The sequence below is a fragment of the Candidatus Hydrogenedentota bacterium genome (assembly GCA_019637335.1).
GTDB lineage: Bacteria > Hydrogenedentota > Hydrogenedentia > Hydrogenedentales > JAEUWI01 > JAEUWI01.
Genome location: JAHBVV010000018.1, coordinates 113,750 through 134,692 on the forward strand (window position 1 = coordinate 113,750; position 20,943 = coordinate 134,692).

General features: G+C 66.0%; 15 protein-coding genes. 7 read left to right on the plus strand and 8 right to left on the minus strand.

The genetic code is table 11. The features are described 5' to 3' along the window. Positions 1-11 precede the first annotated feature (11 nt). The 3 genes from KF886_17910 (at position 12) to KF886_17920 (ending at position 3,248) form a co-directional block, all read left to right on the plus strand. The gene (locus KF886_17910; protein ID MBX3179234.1) at positions 12-647 is read left to right on the plus strand and encodes an ankyrin repeat domain-containing protein; all 636 of its coding nucleotides are present in this window, start codon (positions 12-14) and stop codon (positions 645-647) included. A 148-nt stretch (positions 648-795) separates the two neighbouring features. After that, positions 796-1,980 (plus strand): VCBS repeat-containing protein, encoded by a 1,185-nt coding sequence (locus tag KF886_17915; GenBank protein ID MBX3179235.1) that lies wholly within the window; start codon positions 796-798, stop codon positions 1,978-1,980. Positions 1,981-2,129: 149 nt separating this feature from the next. Continuing rightward, positions 2,130-3,248, plus strand: a complete 1,119-nt coding sequence (locus KF886_17920; GenBank protein ID MBX3179236.1) for an SPFH domain-containing protein — start codon at positions 2,130-2,132, stop codon at positions 3,246-3,248. A gap of 18 nt (positions 3,249-3,266) precedes the next feature. Here KF886_17920 and KF886_17925 read toward each other — a convergent pair whose 3' ends face one another. After that, positions 3,267-3,476: a hypothetical protein gene (locus tag KF886_17925; protein ID MBX3179237.1), complete on the minus strand. Its 210-nt coding sequence runs from the start codon at positions 3,474-3,476 to the stop codon at positions 3,267-3,269. 331 nt (positions 3,477-3,807) lie between these two features. Here KF886_17925 and KF886_17930 point away from each other — a divergent pair, with 331 nt between their 5' ends. Then, positions 3,808-5,232 (plus strand): neutral/alkaline non-lysosomal ceramidase N-terminal domain-containing protein, encoded by a 1,425-nt coding sequence (locus KF886_17930; GenBank protein ID MBX3179238.1) that lies wholly within the window; start codon positions 3,808-3,810, stop codon positions 5,230-5,232. Positions 5,233-5,270: 38 nt separating this feature from the next. Next, entirely contained in the window at positions 5,271-6,263 is a 993-nt protein-coding gene (locus KF886_17935; protein ID MBX3179239.1) for a DUF1963 domain-containing protein, read from the plus strand. A gap of 24 nt (positions 6,264-6,287) precedes the next feature. Here the strand turns inward: KF886_17935 and KF886_17940 are convergent, their stop codons facing one another. Genes KF886_17940 through crtY form a run of 5 tightly spaced genes read right to left on the minus strand, consistent with a single transcriptional unit; the run spans position 6,288 to position 12,628 of the window. Further along, entirely contained in the window at positions 6,288-7,850 is a 1,563-nt protein-coding gene (locus tag KF886_17940) for an NAD(P)/FAD-dependent oxidoreductase (protein ID MBX3179240.1), read from the minus strand. Between the two features lie 39 nt (positions 7,851-7,889). Further along, positions 7,890-8,846: a phytoene/squalene synthase family protein gene (locus tag KF886_17945; GenBank protein ID MBX3179241.1), complete on the minus strand. Its 957-nt coding sequence runs from the start codon at positions 8,844-8,846 to the stop codon at positions 7,890-7,892. Then, entirely contained in the window at positions 8,846-10,405 is a 1,560-nt protein-coding gene (locus KF886_17950) for a phytoene desaturase (GenBank protein MBX3179242.1), read from the minus strand. Before KF886_17950 ends, KF886_17945 begins: the two co-directional genes overlap by 1 nt. Beyond that, positions 10,398-11,468 carry a polyprenyl synthetase family protein gene (locus KF886_17955; protein MBX3179243.1) on the minus strand — a complete coding sequence of 357 codons (1,071 nt, stop codon included), beginning with the start codon at positions 11,466-11,468 and terminating at the stop codon, positions 10,398-10,400. Before KF886_17955 ends, KF886_17950 begins: the two co-directional genes overlap by 8 nt. Further along, positions 11,465-12,628, minus strand: a complete 1,164-nt coding sequence (crtY, locus tag KF886_17960) for a lycopene beta-cyclase CrtY (protein MBX3179244.1) — start codon at positions 12,626-12,628, stop codon at positions 11,465-11,467. The genes KF886_17955 and crtY overlap by 4 nt, the downstream gene beginning before the upstream one ends. A 349-nt stretch (positions 12,629-12,977) precedes the next feature. Between crtY and idi the strand changes: the two genes are divergently transcribed. Together idi and KF886_17970 are read left to right on the plus strand one after the other, a co-directional pair. After that, positions 12,978-13,502: an isopentenyl-diphosphate Delta-isomerase gene (idi, locus tag KF886_17965; protein MBX3179245.1), complete on the plus strand. Its 525-nt coding sequence runs from the start codon at positions 12,978-12,980 to the stop codon at positions 13,500-13,502. 281 nt (positions 13,503-13,783) lie between these two features. Then, positions 13,784-16,240, plus strand: a complete 2,457-nt coding sequence (locus KF886_17970; protein MBX3179246.1) for a hypothetical protein — start codon at positions 13,784-13,786, stop codon at positions 16,238-16,240. A gap of 31 nt (positions 16,241-16,271) precedes the next feature. Here the strand turns inward: KF886_17970 and KF886_17975 are convergent, their stop codons facing one another. Continuing rightward, on the minus strand, positions 16,272-17,711 hold the full coding sequence (locus KF886_17975) for a DUF1501 domain-containing protein (protein ID MBX3179247.1): 1,440 nt from the start codon (positions 17,709-17,711) through the stop codon (positions 16,272-16,274). Between the two features lie 54 nt (positions 17,712-17,765). Then, entirely contained in the window at positions 17,766-20,729 is a 2,964-nt protein-coding gene (locus tag KF886_17980; protein ID MBX3179248.1) for a PSD1 domain-containing protein, read from the minus strand. Between the last annotated feature and the right edge of the window lie 214 nt (positions 20,730-20,943).

Sequence of the window (20,943 nt, forward strand, 5' to 3'; positions counted from 1 at the left end):
AAGGGGATGGTATGACGCGTTCGGTTCAATGCACGGTGTGGGCGGGGCTGCTGGTCGCCGCGGGTTGCGTGACGCCCGAGGTTCGCTACGAGACGATTCACGAGGCGGCCGCCGAAGGGAACACGCACGATGTTGCGGCGATGGTCGATGGCGGCCAATCGATCAACGCGCGGGGCGAGCACGGCATGACGCCGCTGCATAGCGCTGCCGCCTGGGGCAATGAGAACATCATGGCGTACCTTATCCGCAACGGCGCGGAGGTGAACGCGACGAACGACTGGGGGCTCACGGCCCTGCATATTGCCGCCGCCCGGTGCCACGATCACGATGTGTTGTTTCTTCTCGAGCACGGGGCCGATCCCAACGCCCCGACCAACGCGAGCTGGACGCCGCTCCATTATGCGGCGGCCCGCGGCAACGTGCAGGTTACCCGCACCTTGCTCGACGCCGGGGCGAACCCGGACCTCCAGAACCAGACCGGCGACACGCCGCTGCACCGCGCCGCGCGCAACGCCAGCGAAGACGTGGTGCGGCTGCTTCTGGAGCGTGGCGCGGACCCGGCCCTGAAGAACGCCGACGGCGACACCCCCGCCGCCGCCGCGACCCGCGAGGGCCACGCGAACATCGCGGCGATCTTCGGGCGGTAGGGGGGCGGCGGCCCGGCACGGTTCCGGCGAATTGTGGGCGCGCCGGGCGGGTTGACGCGTTTCCGCCTGTCCGATCGCGCCGGTGTTTGTTATACTGGCTCCTTGAAAAGAGAAGGCGTCTCGATTCTCCCACCGTAAAGGAGCCCCCATGCTTGTACCCGTTCTCGCCGCGCTCGCACTCGCCGTTACCCCCGAGCCCGCGGGCGATCCGTGGCCCATGCACACCATCGACAACACCTCCGAGGGCGCCGATGGCGTGCGCCTGGCCGATTTCGACGGCGATGGCCTTCCCGATATCGCTACGGGCTGGGAAGAGGGCGGGGTAGTCCGTATCTACCGCAATCCCGGCCCCGAAAGGGTCCGGGAACCGTGGCCGATGGTCGAGATCGCGCAGGTGCGCTCGCCGGAGGACGCCGTCTTTGCCGATCTCGATGGCGACGGCGCGCTGGACGTCATCAGTTGCAGCGAGGGCGAGGAGCGGCAGATCTGGATCCATTGGGCGCCGTCCGATCCCGAGCTCTACATGGACCCGAGCGCCTGGACAACGGAAGCGCTGCCCGCCGCCGCCGGCATGACCCAATGGATGTACTGCCTGCCGATGCAGGTGGACGGCCAGCGCGGCATCGATCTGGTCGCCGGATCGAAGAATTTTGATGCGGTTATCGGGTGGTTTGAATCCCCGGAGAATCCGCGCGACCTCGCCGCCTGGCGCTGGCATCCGATGCGGCAGGCCGGCTGGGTGATGTCGCTCATCGCCCACGATGTCGACGGCGACGGCCATATGGACGTGGCCTACACGGACCGCAAGCAGAACCTCCGGAGCGCCGGATGGCTGCGCAATCCCGGCCCGGACGATCCCGAGGCGCTGCGCAGGCCCTGGGACGACCACACCTTCGGCGGGCGGGAATCGGAAGTGATGTTTCTGAATCATGGCGCCTTTTCGCCCGCCGGGCCCACGGAATGGGTCTGCGCGAACCGGGGCCGCGGCCTCTTGCGATTCACGCCCGGCGAAAGCCCCGATACCTGGATCCAGGAAGAGATCCCGATGCCGCTCAACACGGGAACGGGCAAGGCGGTCGCGATCGGCGATCTCAACGGTGATCGCCGCCCGGATATCGCGGTCACCTGCGAAGCGGCGGAGAACCGCCACGGCGTGTTCTGGCTGGAACAGTCGGACGACGGCTGGATCCCCCGCGCCATTTCGGGACTGACCGGCACGAAATATGACCTGGTCGTGCTGTACGACCTGGACGGAGATGGCGATCTGGATGTGCTGACGTGTGAAGAGAACGAGAATCTGGGGGTGATCTGGTACGAAAACCCGTTGAAATAGCGGAAGGCTTTCGGCATCGACGGAATTGAACAGCGCCGCGAATAACGGCGATTCGCCGGTTGTACCTCCTGTCGCACCGGTAGTAGACTGAAGCGGAATTCGCAACCCGGCGCCCCGTTGGCGGCGCCGCGCCCCGGGAGGGCTGTTACATGGCACTTTGGGACAAAATCCGCGGGGAACTGGTCGATATCATTGAATGGCTGGACCCGGCCAGCGACATCCTGGTCCACCGTTTCGAGCGCCATGGCAACGAGATCAAGCACGGGGCGAAGCTCACGGTCCGCGAGGGCCAGGCGGCGGTCTTCATCAAGGAGGGCAAGCTGGCCGACGTGTTCAGCCCCGGCATGTATACGCTGGACACGAAAAACCTGCCGATCATCTCCACGCTGGAGGGTTGGCGGCACGGGTTCGAAAGCCCCTTCAAGGCCGAGGTGTATTTCATCAGCACCCGCCGTTTCACCAACCTGAAGTGGGGCACGAAGAATCCCATCATGCTGCGCGACGCGGAGTTCGGCCCGTTGCGGGTGCGCATGTTCGGCACCTACTGCATGCGCGTGCAGCAGCCCGCCGTCTTCGTCAAGGAGATCGTCGGCACAGACGGCCACTTCACGACGGGCGAGATTGTCGAGCAGATGCGCAATTTGATTGTTGCGCGCTTTTCGGATCTGGTGGCCGAGAGCAGGATTCCCGTGCTCGATCTGGCCGCGAACTACGACGAACTGGGCCGTTTCGCCACGGAGCGCCTGCACGATGACTTCGAGGCCTACGGGCTGGATGTCACCAATCTGCTGGTGGAGAACATTTCGCTGCCGCCGGCGGTGGAAGAGGCGCTCGACAAGCGGGCGAGCATGGGCGTGATCGGGAATCTCCAGCAATACACCCAGTTCCAGGCGGCGAACGCGATGGAAAGCGCCGCGAAGAACCCCGGCGGCGAAGCGGCGGGCGGCATGGGATTGGGAATGGGCTTCGCCATGGCCAACCAGATGGTCCAGGGCTTCGGCCAGCAGACGCAGGGCGCGAACGCGACGCCGACGCCGGGCCCGCCGCCCATCCCCGGGCAGACCCAGTTCTTTGTGGCGGTCAACGGCCAGCAGACCGGGCCGTATACCGCCGCCGCGATACAGCAGCAGGCGTCTCAGGGCCAGATCGCGGCGGAAACGCTGGTCTGGGCGCAGGGCATGGCGAACTGGACCGCCGCCGGGCAGGTTCCCGAGTTGCGGGACGCCTTCGCGCCGGGTCCGCCGCCTGTTCCGCCTGGCGCGCCCTGAGGGTCTTTGGCCGCGGGCTCACCGGTACGGCGTAAAGCCGGGTGTGGGGCCCACCGCCGTGAACCAGCTCGGGTCCGCCTGAATGGCGGGCGCCGTTTCGGCGAAATCCTGCACCAGGTGGCGCGGGGCGGTTCTCAGAAAGCTTTCCGTCGGCCCCGGCCGCGTAAACCAGGAGGGAAGCTCGGTCTCCCGGGCGAGGGCCTGGGTCGTGGTTTCGGTGGCGGCCATAGCGTTTTCACCTTTCTACCTTGCGCTTGCCTTTTTGTCAGCGGTGAGCAATTTGTGCTCGTATAAACCAGAGCTATGCCAATTTCGTAACTATATGTAATTAAACCTCTTATCGAGTTACTGTTCCATATTGGATTGTGCGATATATTCAATGTAGACACATTGTATGTCGAGATTGACCATGTTTTTCTGGGACAGGCTGAAATCGGTCGTGCGCCGGGCCATTGCCCCCCGGCGGCTGTGCGGGCGGATTGAGGCGACGACGACGGAGGGCGTTGTCGGGGCGCGATCGCGCCTGCTACACTCAGCGCGGAAAAACGAGGAGCTACACATGAAATCGAAAACCCAGGCGTTTGGCCGCCGAAGCTTCCTGCGCCGGGCGGTGTGTGCGGGGTCCCTGCTGGGCGCGTCGGCGGGCCCGCAGGTTTTGTCGTTTGCGCAGGGCGACAAGACATTCCGGGCCGGCGAGGCGCATGTCGATGCGACACCGCCGCTGGAGATTGAGCTTGCGGGGTTCCACTATCCCGTGGGCGGAACGCCGCGCCACATCACCGGCATCCGCCAGCCCGCGGCGGTGCGCGCGCTGGTATTGGAGCAGAACCTGACCCAGGTCGCGCTGGTTTCGTTGGACATTGCGGCGGTCTCCGAGGAGATGTCTCGGAGCGTGGGTAAGGCGGTGGCGGAGAAGACGGGGATTCCGGCGTCGAACGTGCGGCTTTGCGCGACGCACACGCACTCGATGCCGACCTTTGCATACTGGCGGCAGTGGGGCCTGATTCCCGAAGAGTACCGGGCGGCGGTGGAAGCGAAGATCGTGGAGGCCGTGGTAAAGGCCCAGGCCGACTGCGCCGAGGCCGCACTGTTTGTTGGCGGCAGCCCGGCGGAGGGGGGCAATTTCAACCGCACGTCGAAGACCTGGAAGAACGAGGCGGAATTCGGGCCGGGCAGCAGCGACGCGGATCGCTGGCTCGACCGGTTGGTCCAGGTGCTGTACCTCGAGCGCGCCGGGGGCAAGCCGGGGATTCTGTGGTACCACTTTGCGTCGCACCCGGTCTGCTACAACGACGGGCAGGCGGGCCCGGACTGGCCCGGGCTGGTGACCGACCGGATCACGGCGGAGTACGGGATGGTTCCGTCGTTCCTGCAGGGACACGCGGGCGATGTGAATCCGGGAGACGGCGTCAAGTGGATCGGCGAGGCCGAACCCTCGGCCAATGCGGTGGTGGCGGCGATCGATCGCGCAATGTCGCGCCTGGAGCGCATCCCGGTAGACGGGATCGGTGCGGTGGAGAAGCCTATGGCGTTGCCGCTCGATCTCGAACGGTACCGGCAGTGGCTGAGCGCCTACGCGGAGAATCCGGCCGCCTGCGCGTCGGGGGTGTGGGTGGACGCGGGGTTTGCGAAGGAATGGTACGAGGCAAGCGTCCAGAAGAACTGGACCGAGCCGGTGCTGCGCGCGCCCGCCAGCGCGATCCGGCTTGGGTCGGTGGGGCTGGCCTTTCACCCGAGCGAACTCTTCAGCTACTACGGGCTGGCGATCCGCCGCCAGTCGCCCTTCGACCACACGCTCGTGACGGGCTACGCGGATGGGTCGATCGGTTACGTCACCGACCCCGCCGCGTACAACGAGGGGGATGGCGGCATTTATGCGGCGGTCACCGTGCCGAAGATCATCGATATCCCGCCGTTTACGCCCGAAGCCGGCCGCGAGCTCGCGGCGGCCATGATCGCGCTTTTGCGTTCGGCAACCGTGTAGAATACGGGGGTATTGGCGTTCAACTCCGGGGACGATCGATGTGGTTCTTGTTCATTGTGATGCTCATTGCGGCGGTGTTACTCGCGCTCATTGTTGTTCGCGGACAACAGGCGATGATGGAGGGCATGCCCGATACCGGCGACGGTGAGCACGGGGACGAAGCGTGGTTTCCGGAGGGATCGCTGCCCCGCGCGGCGGATCTGGCTGCGGCCTACGCCCGGGCGGGTTTCGACGATGTCGCTGGCCTGGTGACGGAAGCCGCACAGCCCTGTTTTCGCATCTGCATGGCGGCGGAGGACGAAGGGCAGCGCAGCCGGGCCGGCGGGGTGCCGGATCTCGCCGACAGCGCGGCGTGGCCGGCGTGGGACGGGGTTCCGCTGGCGTTTCTGGCGCAGATCGACCTGTCGGAACTGGCCGCGATTAATCCGGACACGCCGCTGCCGAAGCAGGGCCTGCTCCAGTTCTACTACGACGCCGGCCAGCGCACCTGGGGCACGGACCCGAAGGACCGGGACAGCTGGCGCGTGTTGTATTTTCGCGATCCCTTCGAGCCGACGCCCATCGAGCACTGGCCCGAGGGCCTGCCGGACCACGCGTGTTATCCGATCGCCCCGCTGCTGGTTGAAGAGTCCGATTCCTTTCCGGATGAGTTGATTGAGCGGCTTCGCGAGGGGAAGGGCCTCCGGGCGCAAGGGTTGATCGAGGAGATCTTCGCGCAATACGAGGATTGCCATGACGGGCCGTGCCACCAGGTGCTGGGCTACCCGTATTCCATCAAGGGCGACCCCAGGCTGACGAGCCAGCTCGCGAGCAATGGCGTCTACTGCGGCGACGAAATCGATCTGGAGACGCCCGAGGCCCTGGCCCTGGCGCCGGGCGCCGCGGACTGGCAGCTGCTTTTCCAATTCGACACCGACGAGCAGACGGGAATGAGCTGGGGCGATTGCGGGACGCTCTTTTTCCTTATCCGCCGGGACGATCTGGCGGCGCAGCGGTTCGATCGGGCCTGGATGGTGCTCCAGTGTATTTGAGGGGCGACGGTATCCGGTTCCCGATCAGTGTTCCAGGTCGCGGAGGATGACGGTGGCGGCGTTGCGGCCGGCGGCGCCCATGATGCCGCCGCCGGGGTGGGTGCTGGCGCCGGTGAGGTAGAGGCCGGGGATGGGGGCGCGGTACTGGTGTGCGCCCCAGGCGGGCCGCCGGAAGAACATCTGGTCCGACGACATTTCCAGGTGCATCACGTTGCCCCGCAGCAGCCCGAGTTCGCGCTCCAGGTAGAGCGGCGTCTCCACGAGGCGATCGATCACGGCTTCCTTGACGTTCGGCGCGTAGGCGGCCAGGGTGTCGAGCATGATATCGGCCTCCCGATCCCCGATGGCGTCCCAGTTTTCCCCACCGGCGAGTTCGTAGGGGTAGTATTGCCCCCAGAGAAACATCGTGTGCTTTCCGGGCGGCGCCAGGCTGGGGTCGGCCTTGGAAAAGGTCATGGCCAGCAGCGCGGGATGGCGCGACGGCCGTCCGGCCTGGAAATCGGCGTAGGCGGCGTCGAGGTAGTCCATGTCCGGGCAGATGAACTGGAGCGCGTTGTGGTGATCGCTGCCGGTGTGGGTGTCCGGCGACGGCAGCGCGGTGTAGTTGGGCAGTTCGTTCATGGCGAAGCGCACGACCATGCCGAAACCATTGCCGATGCGGCGCTTCATGATGGACTTTTCGAAGGCCGCTGGTCTGGCCTCGGGGTCGATCATCCCGAGCGTGGCGCGGATGTGCGCGCCGGAGACGACCCGACGCCCGCGAATGATGCGGCCGTCCTCGCACTCGACGCCGCGCGCGCAACCGTCCTCCAGCAGGATTCGCTTCACGGGCGCGCCGGTGGTGATGGTTCCGCCGCGCGATTCGATCATGCGCGCGAGGGCCTGGGTCAGCATGCCGGAGCCGCCGCGGGGGCGCCGCATGCCGCTGCGGTGGTAGAGCGGGTGCCACATGGCGAGGGGGCCGGAGAGCGCCTCGCCGGGGGGCGGTCCGGACTGCGCGGCCATCCAGCCGACGACGGCCTGGACGCGGGGATCGGAGAAACTCCGCCGGATCATCGGGCCATAGCCGGACAGCGCGTTCCGCAGGGTCTCCAGGAAATTTTCGCTCCGCGCCCAGGTGTCCGCGACGAGCGATTTCGCGATGCCGCCGAGCGACGGCGGGTTCAGGAAGGCATCGACAAAGGTCTCGGCAACGGGCGTCCACTTTCGGACGAAATCGCGGTAGGCCGCGGCGTCTTTTTCGGAAACGGCCGCGATGCTTTCGCAGGTGCGTTCGATATCCCGCCAGATGGTGATATGGGAGCCATCGGGAAACGGGGCGAAGAAAAGGGGGTCAAGATCGATGTAGTCGAGCCCGTGTTGCTCCAAGTCCAGATCGCGCACGATGGGGGTGTGGTTGATCAGAATGTGCGCGGATCCGCCCAGGTCGAACTTGAATCCCGGAACGATCTCTTCCGTCACCACCGCGCCGCCCGCAATGTGGCGGCGTTCCACGACGTGGACATTGTGCCCGGCCCGGGCGAGGTAGCCGGCGCAGACGAGCGCATTGTGGCCCGCGCCGATTATCACGAAGTCATGTTGGTCCATTCGAATCATTCCGGGAGTGGGCGCGCCGGGCGTCCGCTATCAGGCCTTATTCTGCAATAAGAGGACGTCGCCAGGATAACGAAGCGGCCTGGATAGCGGGGCCCGGGAAAAGCGATTCAGCGTCCGAAATGGGATTTCGGCGATGGCCCAGGCGACGGCCTTGAGCCCGAGGAGGTACTTTCGGCATTTCGGCACGAACGCGCGTCCGGCGAAGACGTCGCAACCCCGCGCCCGGACCGCGTCGCCGATTGCGGCGTAGATGAAGCGCGCGGCGCGGACCGCGAGCGCGGCGCGCCAGGAGAGGCCGCGCATGCCGATGTCCGCGGAGGCGTAATACACGTCAGCCAGATTGAGCAATTCGGAAACGGATCTTGAGAGCGCATCGCGGCATTGGTGCGACAGCGGTCGGCCCTTCTGCCAGGGTAGGACCGCTGCGCCGTGGCGGGCGAGCAGGTCGTGGGGCAGGTAAAGGCGGCCCCGGTCCCAGTCCTCGCGGACGTCGCGGCAGATGTTGGTGATCTGCATGGCGATTCCGAGGTGGACGGCATGCTGGAGGGCGCGGGGGTCGCGCACGCCGAGCACGTGGCTCATCATGAGGCCGACGGTCCCCGCGACGCGGTAGCAGTAGAGGAGCAGTGTGTCCAGGTCGGGATAGGCGACGCCGCGCGCGTCCATGGCCATGCCTTCGAGCAGCTCCTCCGGATAGGTCCGCGGAATCTGGAATTCGCGGACGAGTTGCTGCATGGCCGTCACGAGGGCGTCGTGCGATGGATCACCCGCGTAAATGGCGTCCAATTCCCGCTTCAGCGCGGCCAGGGCGGCATCGTGGTCCTCGGGGTCCGCCAGGTCGATGGCGTCGTCGGCGCGGCGGCACCAGGTATAGAGCACCTCGACGTGGCGCCGCGCTTCCCCCGGGATGAGGGTGGACGCAAAGGAGAAACTCTTGCTGTGATGCTGGATGGTCTCCCGGAAAGTCTGGGCATCGCGGGCCTCCATCAGGACACCTTCACGCCCATATCTGCGAGCAACACGCCAGCTGTCGCCTTCCCCGCGTTCACGACGCCGGGTACACCCGCGCCGGGGTGCGTACCCGCGCCGGTGATGTAGAGGCCGGGGATTTTCGGGTCGCGGTTGTGCGGCCGGAACCACGCGCTTTGCGTCAGGGTCGGCGCGAGGGAGAAGGCCGCGCCGTGGTAGCCCTTGAGCGTGTCCCGGAAGTCGCAGGGGGTCATCCAGTGCTTTGTGACGACGTGTTTGCGCAGGTCCGGCATGCTCCGCTCCAGGTACGCGAGGATGCGGTCCGCGTAGGCGGGCCCGGCGGTCTCCCAGTCGATGTTGGCGTTGCCGAGGTGCGGCACGGGGCTCAAGACGTAGTAGGCTCCGCATCCGGGCGGGGCGAGGTCGGGATCCGTCACGGTGGGCGCGTGCAGGTAGAGGCTGAAATCATCGGGCAGCCTGGAACCGTGGAAGATGTCCTGGAGGAGCTCCTTGTAGCGTGGTCCGAAGAGCACGGTGTGGTGCGCGATGTCGTAGTTGCGGTCGGTCCCGAAGTAGAGCACGAAGAGCGACATCGACCAGGCGGAGCGCTCGAGACGGCGCTGTGTGGCCTGAGCTTCGGGGTGGGAGCGGTACAGCCGCGCGTAGGTGTGGTGCACGTCGGCATTCGAGACGACGGCCTCGGCGTCCAGCGTTTGCCCATCGCCCCAGTGCACACAGTGGCGCGTCTGGCCATCTTCCTGAACGAGGGTAACTTCCTGGACCGGGGCGTTCAGATGGAGGGTTCCGCCGAGCTCTTCGAAGACGCGGACCAGCGCGCGGATCAGCGCGCCCGTGCCGCCTTTGGGGAAGAAGACGCCCCACTTGCGCTCGAGATAGTGAATGAGCGTGTAGATCGCGCTGGTCTCAAAGGGGTTGCCGCCCACGAGGAGCGAATGAAAACTGAGGGCCTGGCGCAGGTGATCGTCGCTGACGTACCGGGAAACGGTCTTGTAGACGCTGCGGTCCGCCCGGAGGCGCGCGAGATCCGGCGCGACGCGCACCATGTCGCTGAAGCGGAGGAAGGGCACGTCCACGAGTTCCTCGTAGCCCTTCGCGAAGACCTTCTTCGAGTACTCCAGAAAGCGCTGGTATCCGTCCGCATCTTTCGGGTTTCGCTTGCGGATCTGGGCCAGCATGTCCTCCAGATCCGCCGTATAGTCGAGCTGATCGCCATCGTCCCACTGGAGCCGGTACATCGGCTCCACGGGGAGCAGGGTTACGTAGTCCTCCAGGCGGCGTCCGGCGGCGGCGAAGAGTTCTTCGAGGCACTGGGGCGCGGTGATCACCGTGGGGCCGGCGTCAAAGGTGTATCCGTCATTTTCGTAGACGTAGGCGCGCCCGCCGGGCTTGTCGCGCGCTTCAAACAAGGTGACCTGGAGGCCGGCGGCCTGAAGGCGAATGGCGGCGGCCAGCCCGCCGAAACCGCTGCCGATCACGGCCACGGCGCGGCCGGGCTTGCGTCCCGGGTCGGACAGGGGGAACGGGGGAACGAGATTCCGGGTGGCGGTATCAGACATAGCTGTTGCGAAGCCTTTCAAACTCCCGGTGGAGCGCATCCACGCAGGCGGGATTGGCGATACGGTTGTCCAGGTGCGTCAGGGCGTGCGCCAGCCGGGCGTGTAGATCGGCGTCCAGGCTTTCCGGCAGCACGTCGCGGAGCCGGCCGCGGAGGAACGAGGTTTCCGCGCGCCCTCCCTGCACGTCTTGCGAGAGATGCACGAGTTCGCGGTAGGCGGCGGGATCGAGGGTCTGCGCCGCCCAGGCCCAGGGCCAGGTGGGGGCGCCGGTGAGCAAATCTTCCCGGGCTTTTTCCGCGCGCGCGCCGCTTGCCATGGAGCCGGCGTCATCCAGGATCTGGAGCATGCCGCCGAGTTCCTCGCCAAACGCGGCGTAGGCCTCGCAGGTTTCGAGATCCGCGCCGGCCGCCAGGGCGCCGAGCCAGGCCGAGAGCCCCATTAGGGCGCCGGTCTTCAGCGCGGTTTTTGTGGCGGTGACGGCGGGCATGTCCTCCTGGTGGATGTCCTGGACCTTCAGGGATACATCCAGCCCCTGGCCCAGGTGGCAGCGGTGCTGGGTCTCCGCGAGCTTTTTCAGGGCGGCGAGCTCCTGATCGGGGCGCAGGCCGGCCTCGCCGATCAGGCGCGCGGGCCAGAAGTACAGCCAGTTGCCGGCGTTCAGCGCCGGCGCGACGCCATAGCGGAGGTGGAGCGCCACATCCCCGCGCCGTTCGGTGGCCCCATCCTCGATGTCGTCGATAATCAGCGAGCCGGCGTGCATGGCTTCGACGGCGAGCGCAAAGGCCATGGGCATTTCACCGGCGCCGCCCGCCGCGCGCCACGCCCATTCGGTCATGCTCGCGCGAAACATTTTTGAATTGCGATCGAGAAAATCCTGGAGCGGCGCGCCGAGGGCTTTCTGCCAGTACATTCTGGGAAGAGCCGTGCCGGCGGCGGAGGTCTGCGCGCGGAGTGCGGCGGGCGAGAGTTCGGCGCGGAGGCGGTGCAGCAGGTGCGCGCGCACCCGGAGTGGCGCGGCGGGCGCGGCGGGCCGTTCATCGGCGATGCGCAGGGGTGCAGTCATGATTCGGGCGCTCCTTCAAGCAGTCGTCGCAGGGACAGTCCGCGGGGTGGCCGCCCGAGAAAGAACCGCGCCTGGTCCCAGCGCGTCATCTCGAGCCGGTAAAAACGTTCGATTACATCCTCGGGCAGTGTGTAGAACCGTTGAAAGATGTGGTAACGGCGCGCGGGCGGATAGGCCCGGAACAGCAGCAGATTCAGCCAGGTCGCAAAGCGATATTGGGCGCGATGGCGCCGCATGAATCCGGCCCACCCTGCATCGAACGGCGGCTCGGGCGCGCGGTCCGCGATGTGCAGCGCCAGGCGAACGGCCAGGGGAAACGAGTAGCCGGTTGCCGGGTGCAGGAAGCCGCCCCGGTAGCCTGCGAGCAGCGGCGGGGCGGCCGGCCACACACGGCGCGCGGACCACGGCATCGGCAGCACGCCCGATTCTTCTCGCAGGATTTCGTGCACGTCGAGCCCGAGCCCGCCGGCATACCGAAGCACTTCCGCGCGCAGACGTGCGATATCCAGGTCCGGGCTGTCGGAGAAACGCGTGTCTTCCACCAGCACACAATCCGATTCAAAAGGCAGAACATAGAAAAAGCGGAACCCATCTTCCTGCGGGACCTCGGCGTCCATCAGGACGGGGCCCCGAAGCGGGAACGGGGCGGCAAGCCGGAGTTCGAGCCCGACGAATTTCTGGTAGCCGGTGGATTTCACGGGCTGGTGAGGCGGCAGGCCGCGGGCGTCGATCACCGTCCGGCCGTAGAGCACCCGTCCGTTGCCGAGCACGATTCGGTCCGCGTCAACCGCCGCAATCGGCGTGTTCAGCACCAGGCGCGCGTTCGGCGCGGCCTCTATACGCGCCCGAACCGCGGCGGCGAGACGTTCCGACAGGATACTGCCGTAGGGGCAGTCCACGCGTCGCTGCATCCCGGGGAATTTCACCGTGTAGTGGTCCCAGGTGAAGTCGAGCACCGGTTCCAGGGCGGCCCGGGCCTCCGGGGGGATGTCGGCGAGGTGAAACGACCAGGTGTGGTTTCCGCACAGGGCGGACTCCTGCTCAACGAGGGTAACGCGGCACTCGGGCTGCCGGTGCAGCAGGAGGAGCGCTATCAGGCAGTTCTGCAGCCCGCCTCCCGCCAGCAGGTAGTCGCAGTCTGTCGTTGAATCGTTGCGCACGATGTCGCCTCGTGGTTGGAAACGAAACCACCCCGCGCGCCGACGCCGGGGCACGAACCGAGCTAACGTTACCGAATGTATGAATTATGGTACCCGGGCTCGCCCTAATTGTCAAGGATTATTTTGACAAAAGTACGACATGATGGTATAGTGGCGTTACGTGGGGTGAGTGTGCGATTATGAGTTGCTACGCTTTGTAGAGTCATTGCGTTCCTCGCAGCGGCGGAGAAGGCCCGGGCCATCTGGACGCACGTTGCGCCGCGGGAGCGGCACGGCGGGCACTACCACGGAGGGCCGTGGTAACGAGTGGGCGAGCGACCGAAGGCGCGGGCAGATCAGGAGAAAGAACATGGCGCGGGAAGTCATACTGGTGGACGAGCATGATCGGCCGGTGGGCCGCCGGGAGAAGCTCCTGGCGCACCAGCGGGGCGAGCTCCATCGCGCTTTTTCGGTATTCCTGTTCGACAGTGCCGGCCGGTGGCTGTTGCAGCGGCGCCACACGTCGAAATACCACTCGGGCGGGCTCTGGACCAACACGTGCTGCAGCCATCCGGCGCCGGGGGAAGAAACGGGGGCGGCGGCGCGGGCGCGGCTTTGGGAGGAAATGGGGATTGACGCGCCGTTGGAACCGTTGTTCCAGTTCACGTACCGCGCGGCCTTCGACAACGGCCTGATCGAGCATGAACTGGACCACGTTTTTGCCGGTACGTTTGACGGGTCGCCGAAGCCGGATCCAACCGAAGTGAGCGATTGGCGCTGGGTGGAGACGGTGGACCTGCTTCGCGAGCTGGATGTGTATCCCGAGAATTTCACCTACTGGTTTCGCGTGGCGGTGGAGCAGGTTTTAATGCACCAGGCGTCGGCCCGGCGCTGAGGGCGTGATAAATTTGGCGTGGGAACGCGGGTAGCGCCACAGCTTCGTCGCCGTCTTCGCGTACGGAGCGCTGCTGAAGGTGGCTTCTTGCGGTGCCGGTACCGCTGCACGCCCGCAGGTCTGTCCCAGGAGGCTCTCCTTTCTATCCCCGCGTCGATGCCCTGCCCGCGCATCCCGCCCCATCAGGATCACCCGGTCGGGCACCCCTTTGTAAGTCCCGGCAGGCAGCCCGTATAGTACCAACGCGTGCTTCTTACAGGCCCCACACAGGGAGATTAACGATGACCTTCCGCCCGCTCGCCCTCCTGTTGGCCGCGATGCTTCCGGCCGCCATTGCCAATGCCGCCCCGTTGGAAAGCTCCGAGAGCATTTCGGTGGGCTCGTACCCTCAGGAAATGCAGAGGTCTTACACCATTGCGGACGGCCTGCCGTCGAACGACGTACGCGCCATAGCGGTAACGCCAACGGGGTTTGTGTACGCAGGCACGCCGGAGGGGCTTGCTCGCTGGAATGGTAGCGTATGGGAGACAGTGTTTCGCGCGCCGGGGGATATTCAGAAGCTGCTGTACGACAGCGAGCGGGTTTATGCCGTCACCAACGCCTATGTCTATCCGGTGATAGACGGCAAGGCGGGCCCGCCGCTCGCGAAGCTCCCGGCGCCCCCCAATGCCTTGGTGTGGGACAGGTCCGAGGGGGACGATGCCATGCTCGCCGCGACGGACAAGGGGCTATTCGCGCTGAAAGACGGAAAGGCGACGCAGATTGAAGTGCTGGACGAGCGCTACAGCGAAGTTACAGAAATCCGCGATGTCACGGTGAGTACTAATGGGCTTATTGTCGTTGCAACTCGGGTTGGCGTGTTACTGCTCCTGACGCGAGATTATATACCGCCGGACACGAGGGAGTCGCCGCAGGCTCTGGAAAAAAGGATCCGACGCAATACCGAGTGGCAGCGTGTCTTACCCGGCGACAATTATGGCGACTGGGCTTTTCAGAATGCGCAGGCTGTTTACTGTAGCGACTACCGGCCCGGAATCACGGCGCCAACGGATTTGGAGGGTTCCGGTGATTATTATCTGGGATTCGCGGGGCCTCAAGGGGTGGTCATCAGTGGAGGGGGCGGAGACGCGCTCTATGACGGTTCCGCTGGCCTTCCGTACAACAATTTCACGTCGATGGATATCGTCCCGATGGGCGGGCTCTGGCTGGGGACTCCAAAAGGCGTCATCCACTTCCACGGTGGCCATTGGGCCTACCGCGCGGGCAAACGCTGGCTACCGGACGACGAAGTGCGCGACATAGCCGCCACATCCGACGGCGCCTGGATCGCGACGGCGGGCGGCGTGAGCCACATCTATTATCAGCCCATGACCTTTGCGGAGAAAGCGAAGTATTTCGAAGACGAGATCGACCTCCGCCACCGGCGCACGCCGTATGAATATGTGGCGGGGGTCAGCCTGGAAAAGCCTGGCGATACGTCGGCGTGGACGCAACACGATACGGACAACGACGGGCAGTACACCGGGCTCTATGGCGCGGCGGAGTGCTTCGCCTACGCGGCCACGGGCGATCCGATAGCCAAGGAACGCGCGACAAAGGCCTTTGAGGCGCTGGCCTTCCTGAGCGAGGTGACCCAGGCCGGTTCGAATCCCGCGCCGAAGGGATTCATCGCGCGCACCATTCTCCCCACCGATGGGCCAAACCCGAATGAACACAATAGCCCGGAACGTGACCGCGAGAAGCAGAAGAGCGACGCGTTATGGAAGGTCATCGTTCCACGCTGGCCGACGAGCGGCGATGGCAAGTGGTATTGGAAGACCGACGCGAGTTCCGACGAACTCGATGGCCATTTCCTGCTGTACGGTCTCTACTATGATCACGTGGCCGAGACCGACGCGGAAAAGGCGCGCGTGCGCGAGGTCACCGCGCGCGTTATGGACCATTTGATCGAGCACGACTACAAACTCGTCGACCACGATGGCCAGCCCACGCGGTGGGCCAATTTTAGTCCGGAATCGCTCAATGGCGACCCCGACTGGTGGGCGGAGCGCGGCCTGAATTCGCTCAGCCTCCTGACCTACCTCAATGTGGCGTGGCACGTGACCGGCGATCAGAAATACCGCGATGTGTTCATGGACCTCGTCGAGAATCACCACTATGCCATGAACGGCATGGTGGCGCCCAAACTACAGGCTGGACCGGGTTCCTATGTGCAGTTTGATGACAAAATGGCCTTCATGAACTACTACAACCTCATCCGCTACGAGACAGACCCCGTGGTCTTGCGCATGTTCCAGAATTCCATTTTCTACTACTGGCAGATCGAAAAGTACGAGCGCAATCCCTTCTTCAACTTTGTCTATGCCGCGCTCTGCCTCGGCCAGGGCATGCAGACGCAGTGGGGCGTCACCGACCTCTCTCCCACGGGCGCCTGGCTCAAAGACAGCGTGGACTGGCTAAAGCGCTTCCCGCTGAATCAGATTATGTGGTCCGTTGAGAACAGCCACCGAATCGATATCCTTCCCCTGCCCGACCACGTGCGCGAACCCGGCGAGGCCAAAGGAAACGGCTACCGCGTCGATGGCTATGTGATCCCGGTCGACGAGCGAAACGCCATGAGCTTCAGCGAGGATCCCTGGCGGCTGGACGAGGGCGGCAACGGCACGCGCCTGAAGGACGGCGCCCCCTTTCTGCTGGCCTACTACCTCGGCCTGTATCACGGGTTTATTGTCGAGTAGACGCCGGTTGAGCGACTGGCGCAAGGCGCCGCTACGCGAGTATGGGCCGTATGACGCGCCCGTGCACGTCGGTCAGGCGCATGTCGCGCCCGCCGAAGCGGTAGGTGAGGCGTTCGTGGTCCATGCCTAGCTGGTGGAGGATGGTGGCGTGGATATCGTGGATGTCGACGATGTTCTCGACGGCGGACATACCCATTTCGTCCGTTTCGCCGTAGGTCATGCCGCCGCGGACGCCGCCGCCGGCCATCCAGATGGTGTAGCCGCTGACATGGTGATCGCGGCCGTCGTCGCCGCCGGAATGCGGGGTGCGCCCCATTTCGCCGGCCCAGAGGACGAGGGTATCGTCGAGCAGGCCGCGCGCTTTGAGATCCATGATGAGCGCGGCGACCGGCTGGTCGGTGATCCGGGCGTTTTCCTCGTGGCGGAGTTTAAGCTCGCCGTGCTGGTCCCAGGGGGCGTTGTTGTTGTGGGTGAGGGGGCACGTGATCTCGACGAAGCGCACGCCCGCCTCGACGAGCCGCCTTGCGCGCAGGCACTGGAGCGCGTAGAAGCGGTCGAAGTCATCCGGGCGATCAACGCCATAGAGGCGGAGGGTGGCTTCGCTCTCGCCGCTGACATCGCATAGTTCGGGCACGAGCATCTGCATGGCGGCGGCGGTTTCGTAGTTCTGAATGGCCGCCTCGATGATGTCCGCGTTGCCGCGATCGGCGGCCATGGCGCTGTCCTGCGCGCGGAGGAAGTCGAGCTTGGCGCGCTGGATGGCGATGGGGTCGGACGGCGCGATGTTGTCCACCGGCGTTCCCTTGGCCCGCACCACCGCGGCCTCGTGCGTGGCGGGCAGCCAGGAGCTCGCGAAGTTCTGCGAGCCGCCGTTGGGGACCCAGTCGTTGTTCAGGAGAACATAGCCGGGCAGGTTCTCGTTTTCCGTGCCGAGGCCGTAGGACACCCACGCGCCGATGCTTGGGGCGGCGCCGATGCTGCGCCCGGTGTGGAGCAGGAGGTTCTGGGCGCCGTGGAGCGGGGTTTCACCGACGACCGAGCGCACGATGCAGAGGTCGTCGATGACTTTGGCGGCGTGCGGGAAGAGATCGCTCACCCAGAGGCCGCTTTCGCCGTGCTGCTTGAAGGCCCAGGGGCTCTTGAGCCACTTTCGGGACGGGCTGATGGCCTGGGAGCCCTTGTCGGCGACCCAGTCGGCCTGCTGCCCGTGGCGTTTGTCGAGCTCGGGCTTGGGATCGAAGCTGTCGATATGGGAGACGCCCCCGTCCATAAAGAGGAAGATGACGTGCTTTGCTTTGGGGGCGTAATGGGGGAGGAGCGCGGGCGCATCGGCGGCGGCCCAGCGCGTGGCGAGCCCGCCGAAGGCCAGCATGCCGAAGCCGAGGTTCGTGCGCCGCAGGAAATCGCGGCGGGTCAGGGCGGGCGCGTCATGGCCGGGGCAATGGGGGTTCACGCCCCGCGCGGCGGTCATTTGGTCGCGATCGGAAGTCATAATGTACCCTCTCGCCACGGTTCGCGCGGCGCGCTAATCGACGAACAGGAACGCATTGCTGTTGAGCAGGACGCGGCACAGCGCCGGCAGCCCGTGATCGCGGGCGTAGCGGGCGAGCGCCTTGCCTTCATCGGGCTCCGGATCACGATACCACAAAAGCCGGGCCGCCCGGGCAACCTGGGCGTCGAGCGTCGGGGCCTCCTCTTCGAGGCGTTGCGCGAGCGCCGCGCTCTGGTGGAGGACGAATTGGTCGTTATAGAGCGCGAGCGCCTGAAGCGAGGACGCGGAGAAGCTGCGCTCCGGGGCGAGGATCCCGAGATCCGGAAAGTCCAGGGCTTCCATGAAGGGATCCGCGATGCCGCGCCAGACGAAGCGGTAGATGCTGCGGCGCCCGGCTCCGGGGCTGTTCCAGCCGTAGGCCTGGTAGTCGAGTGCGGGCGTGAGTTGAGGACCGGGGCCCTGCGTGAAGTGATGCACGCCGGGACCGCCCATGGTGAGGTCCAGCGTGCCCGCCACGGCGCGCGTGAAATCGCGGAAGCTGTCGGCGTCGAGGCGCTGGACGTTCTGGCGCCAGAGGAGGCGGTTGTCGCCGTCGATCGCGGCGGGCTTCGGGCGAAACGCCGATGACTGGCGGTAGGTGTCGCTCGTGACAATCAGGCGGTGCAGCGCTTTAAGCGATCCCCGGGCCTCGTCGCGGAACCAGACGGCAAGCCAATCAATGAGTTCGGGGTGCGATGGGGTCCCGCCCATGCGCCCGAGATCGCTGGGCGTGTCGCACAGGCCGCGCCCGAAGTGGTAGTGCCATACGCGGTTGACAATGCTGCGCCAGGTCAGCGGATTCTCGGGGTGCGCGAGCCAGTCCGCGAGCGCGGCGCGGCGGGCGGCTTCATTTGCGGTGTCGGCCAGGTCAAATCGCGCCGGGAGCGTCTCAATGGCCGACAGCGCGCCCGGGGGAACCTCCTCACGCGGCTTGTCGAAGTCGCCCCGCTCCATGCGGTGGACCGGCTTGGGGGTTTCGATGGCGGCGGGGGTGGGGGATTCGCCGCCGGCGGGAATGCCGACCCGCGCGGCCGCCGTATACACATGCACCGGGTCCGGGAGCGATTCCAGGGCGGCCTCGGCCACGTAGCGCAGGACCGGGGCCGCGATGGCGGACCGCTGTTCCGGCGTGCGTTCGCCCTCGGGAAGGGCCAGGGCGGCCTCCGCCGCGGCGGGCAACGCGACCGCTTGCTCCGGTGCACTGTCCGTGATGGAGAGCTGGAAGGCGCCGATCGTATGCCGTTCGCCATGGTTCTGTTTCAGGGTAATGGCGAGGCGTGCGCCTGGTTGCGCGGCCAGGGGCTGGGCCAGCTCAAAGACGGCATGGTGATCCTCGCCCGACGCCGGGTGGATGCCCCAGGCGGTCCCGCCGTTGCCGTCCACGGCCTTCTCGACGCCCCAGTCCGTCTGGTTGAAATCGGCGGTCGCGCGGCGCACCGCCAGCGCCGCCGGTTCCGGGGCGTCCGGCGGAAACACCCGCGCTTCGAATTCCGAGAGGTGGAAATTGCCGTTGCCCTGGCGGCCGGGGCCGTTCATGGGGAAGCTCTCGTGCGCGAACACATCGAGCCGGATCGCGGTCACGTGCCCGGCGGGCAGCGTGAACGAGAGGGTATAGGTGTCCTTTTCCGGGCGGCGCCCGCTGGCGACGATCCGGGCGCCCTCGCGGGTCAGCGTGGCGCCTTCGAGCGAAAGGTATGTGTCGGGCTCGAGGGGAATCCAGTCCGCGCCGGCGCCACGTCGCACGATCCACCCCTCGACCAGCGGCGCGTTCTCGGGGGCCTCCAACGCGGGGGTATCGTTCGCGCGCGCCGCCGCAAGCAGCGCCTTCCATCGATCGCGCTCCCGCTTGACCTGGAGGTCGGGATCGTAGGCGAGATCGCCCTTGAGTACGCCGGAGAAGACGGCCTGGATCGCGTAATAGTCCTCCTGCGTAATGGGGTCGAACTTGTGGGTATGGCAGCGCGCGCAGTTCGCCGTCGTGCTGGCGAATGCGGCCATCGTCTGCGTGACCAGCGTGTCGCGGGCGAGGTAGTCGAAGGTGACCCCGGCGGTGAGGTAGGTGCTGAGGTCGAAGGGGCTCGCGCCCAGGAAACCGAGGGCGGGCGTCAATTCCGGCTCGTCTGGATAGAAGTGATCGGTCGCGAGCTGCTCGCGGATCAGGCGCGGCCAGGGCGTGTCCCAGTTCAGGGCGCCGATGAGGTAGTCGCGATAGCGCCAGGCGTTGTCCCGGGCGATGTCGTGCTCGTAGCCGTGCGAATCGGCGAACTGAATCGTGTCGAACCAGTGCCGCGCCCAGCGCTCGCCGTGCCGCGGCGAGTCGAGCAGGCGGTCAACCAACTTTTCCCAGGCTTCCGGATCCGGGTCGTTGCAGAAGGCGTCCACCTCTTCGGGGGATGGCGGGAGGCCCACGAGATCGTGGTACACCCGCCGGATCAGCACGCGGCGATCCGCCTCCGGCGAGGGCGCGATACCGCTCTCGGCCAGCTTCGCCCCGATAAAGGCGTCAATCGGGTTTTCCGCGTCTCCCGGGATGGGCGGCGCGGCGAGCGGCAGCCACGACCAGTGCGGGGGCTCCGGTTCCGGTTCGTTTGCGAATTCCTCCGGCCACGCGGGACCCGCGTCTATCCAGGCGGCGAGCAGCGCGACCTCTTCTTCGGTAAGGCGCGGAAGGTTGCTCTGCGCCGGCGGCATCGCGGTGTCGGGGTCGTCGCCCCGCACGTAGGCGATCAGCGGGCTGTTCGCGCTGTCGTGCGGGACGATGGCGCGGTTGCCGCTGTCGCCGCCCTTCAACGCGATGGACCGCACATCCAACCGGTAGCCGCTTTTCGGGCGCTCCGGGCCGTGGCACGTGAAGCAACTGCGCTCCAGGATCGGGCGCACCTGCGTGGCATAGTCCGGCGCGGCCGCGGCGGGGGCCGCGAGCGCGTTGCATAGCAGGCTGATCGTCACGGACCACATGGAACGAGGGAATCCTCTTCGTGCTTGGAGCATGTGCTGCGTGTGGGGCAGTATACCGGTTTTTCGAGTTTTGCGCCAGCGCGGGGGCGGGCGGGTTGATCGCCCGTACCACAGCGTTCTGAGAAGACCTGTTGGCCGCAACCGAATAAACTTGGTTCATCCGGTTTGAGCGTACGGTATCATTCATCGGCGTTTCTCCGTGCCCGAATTATCT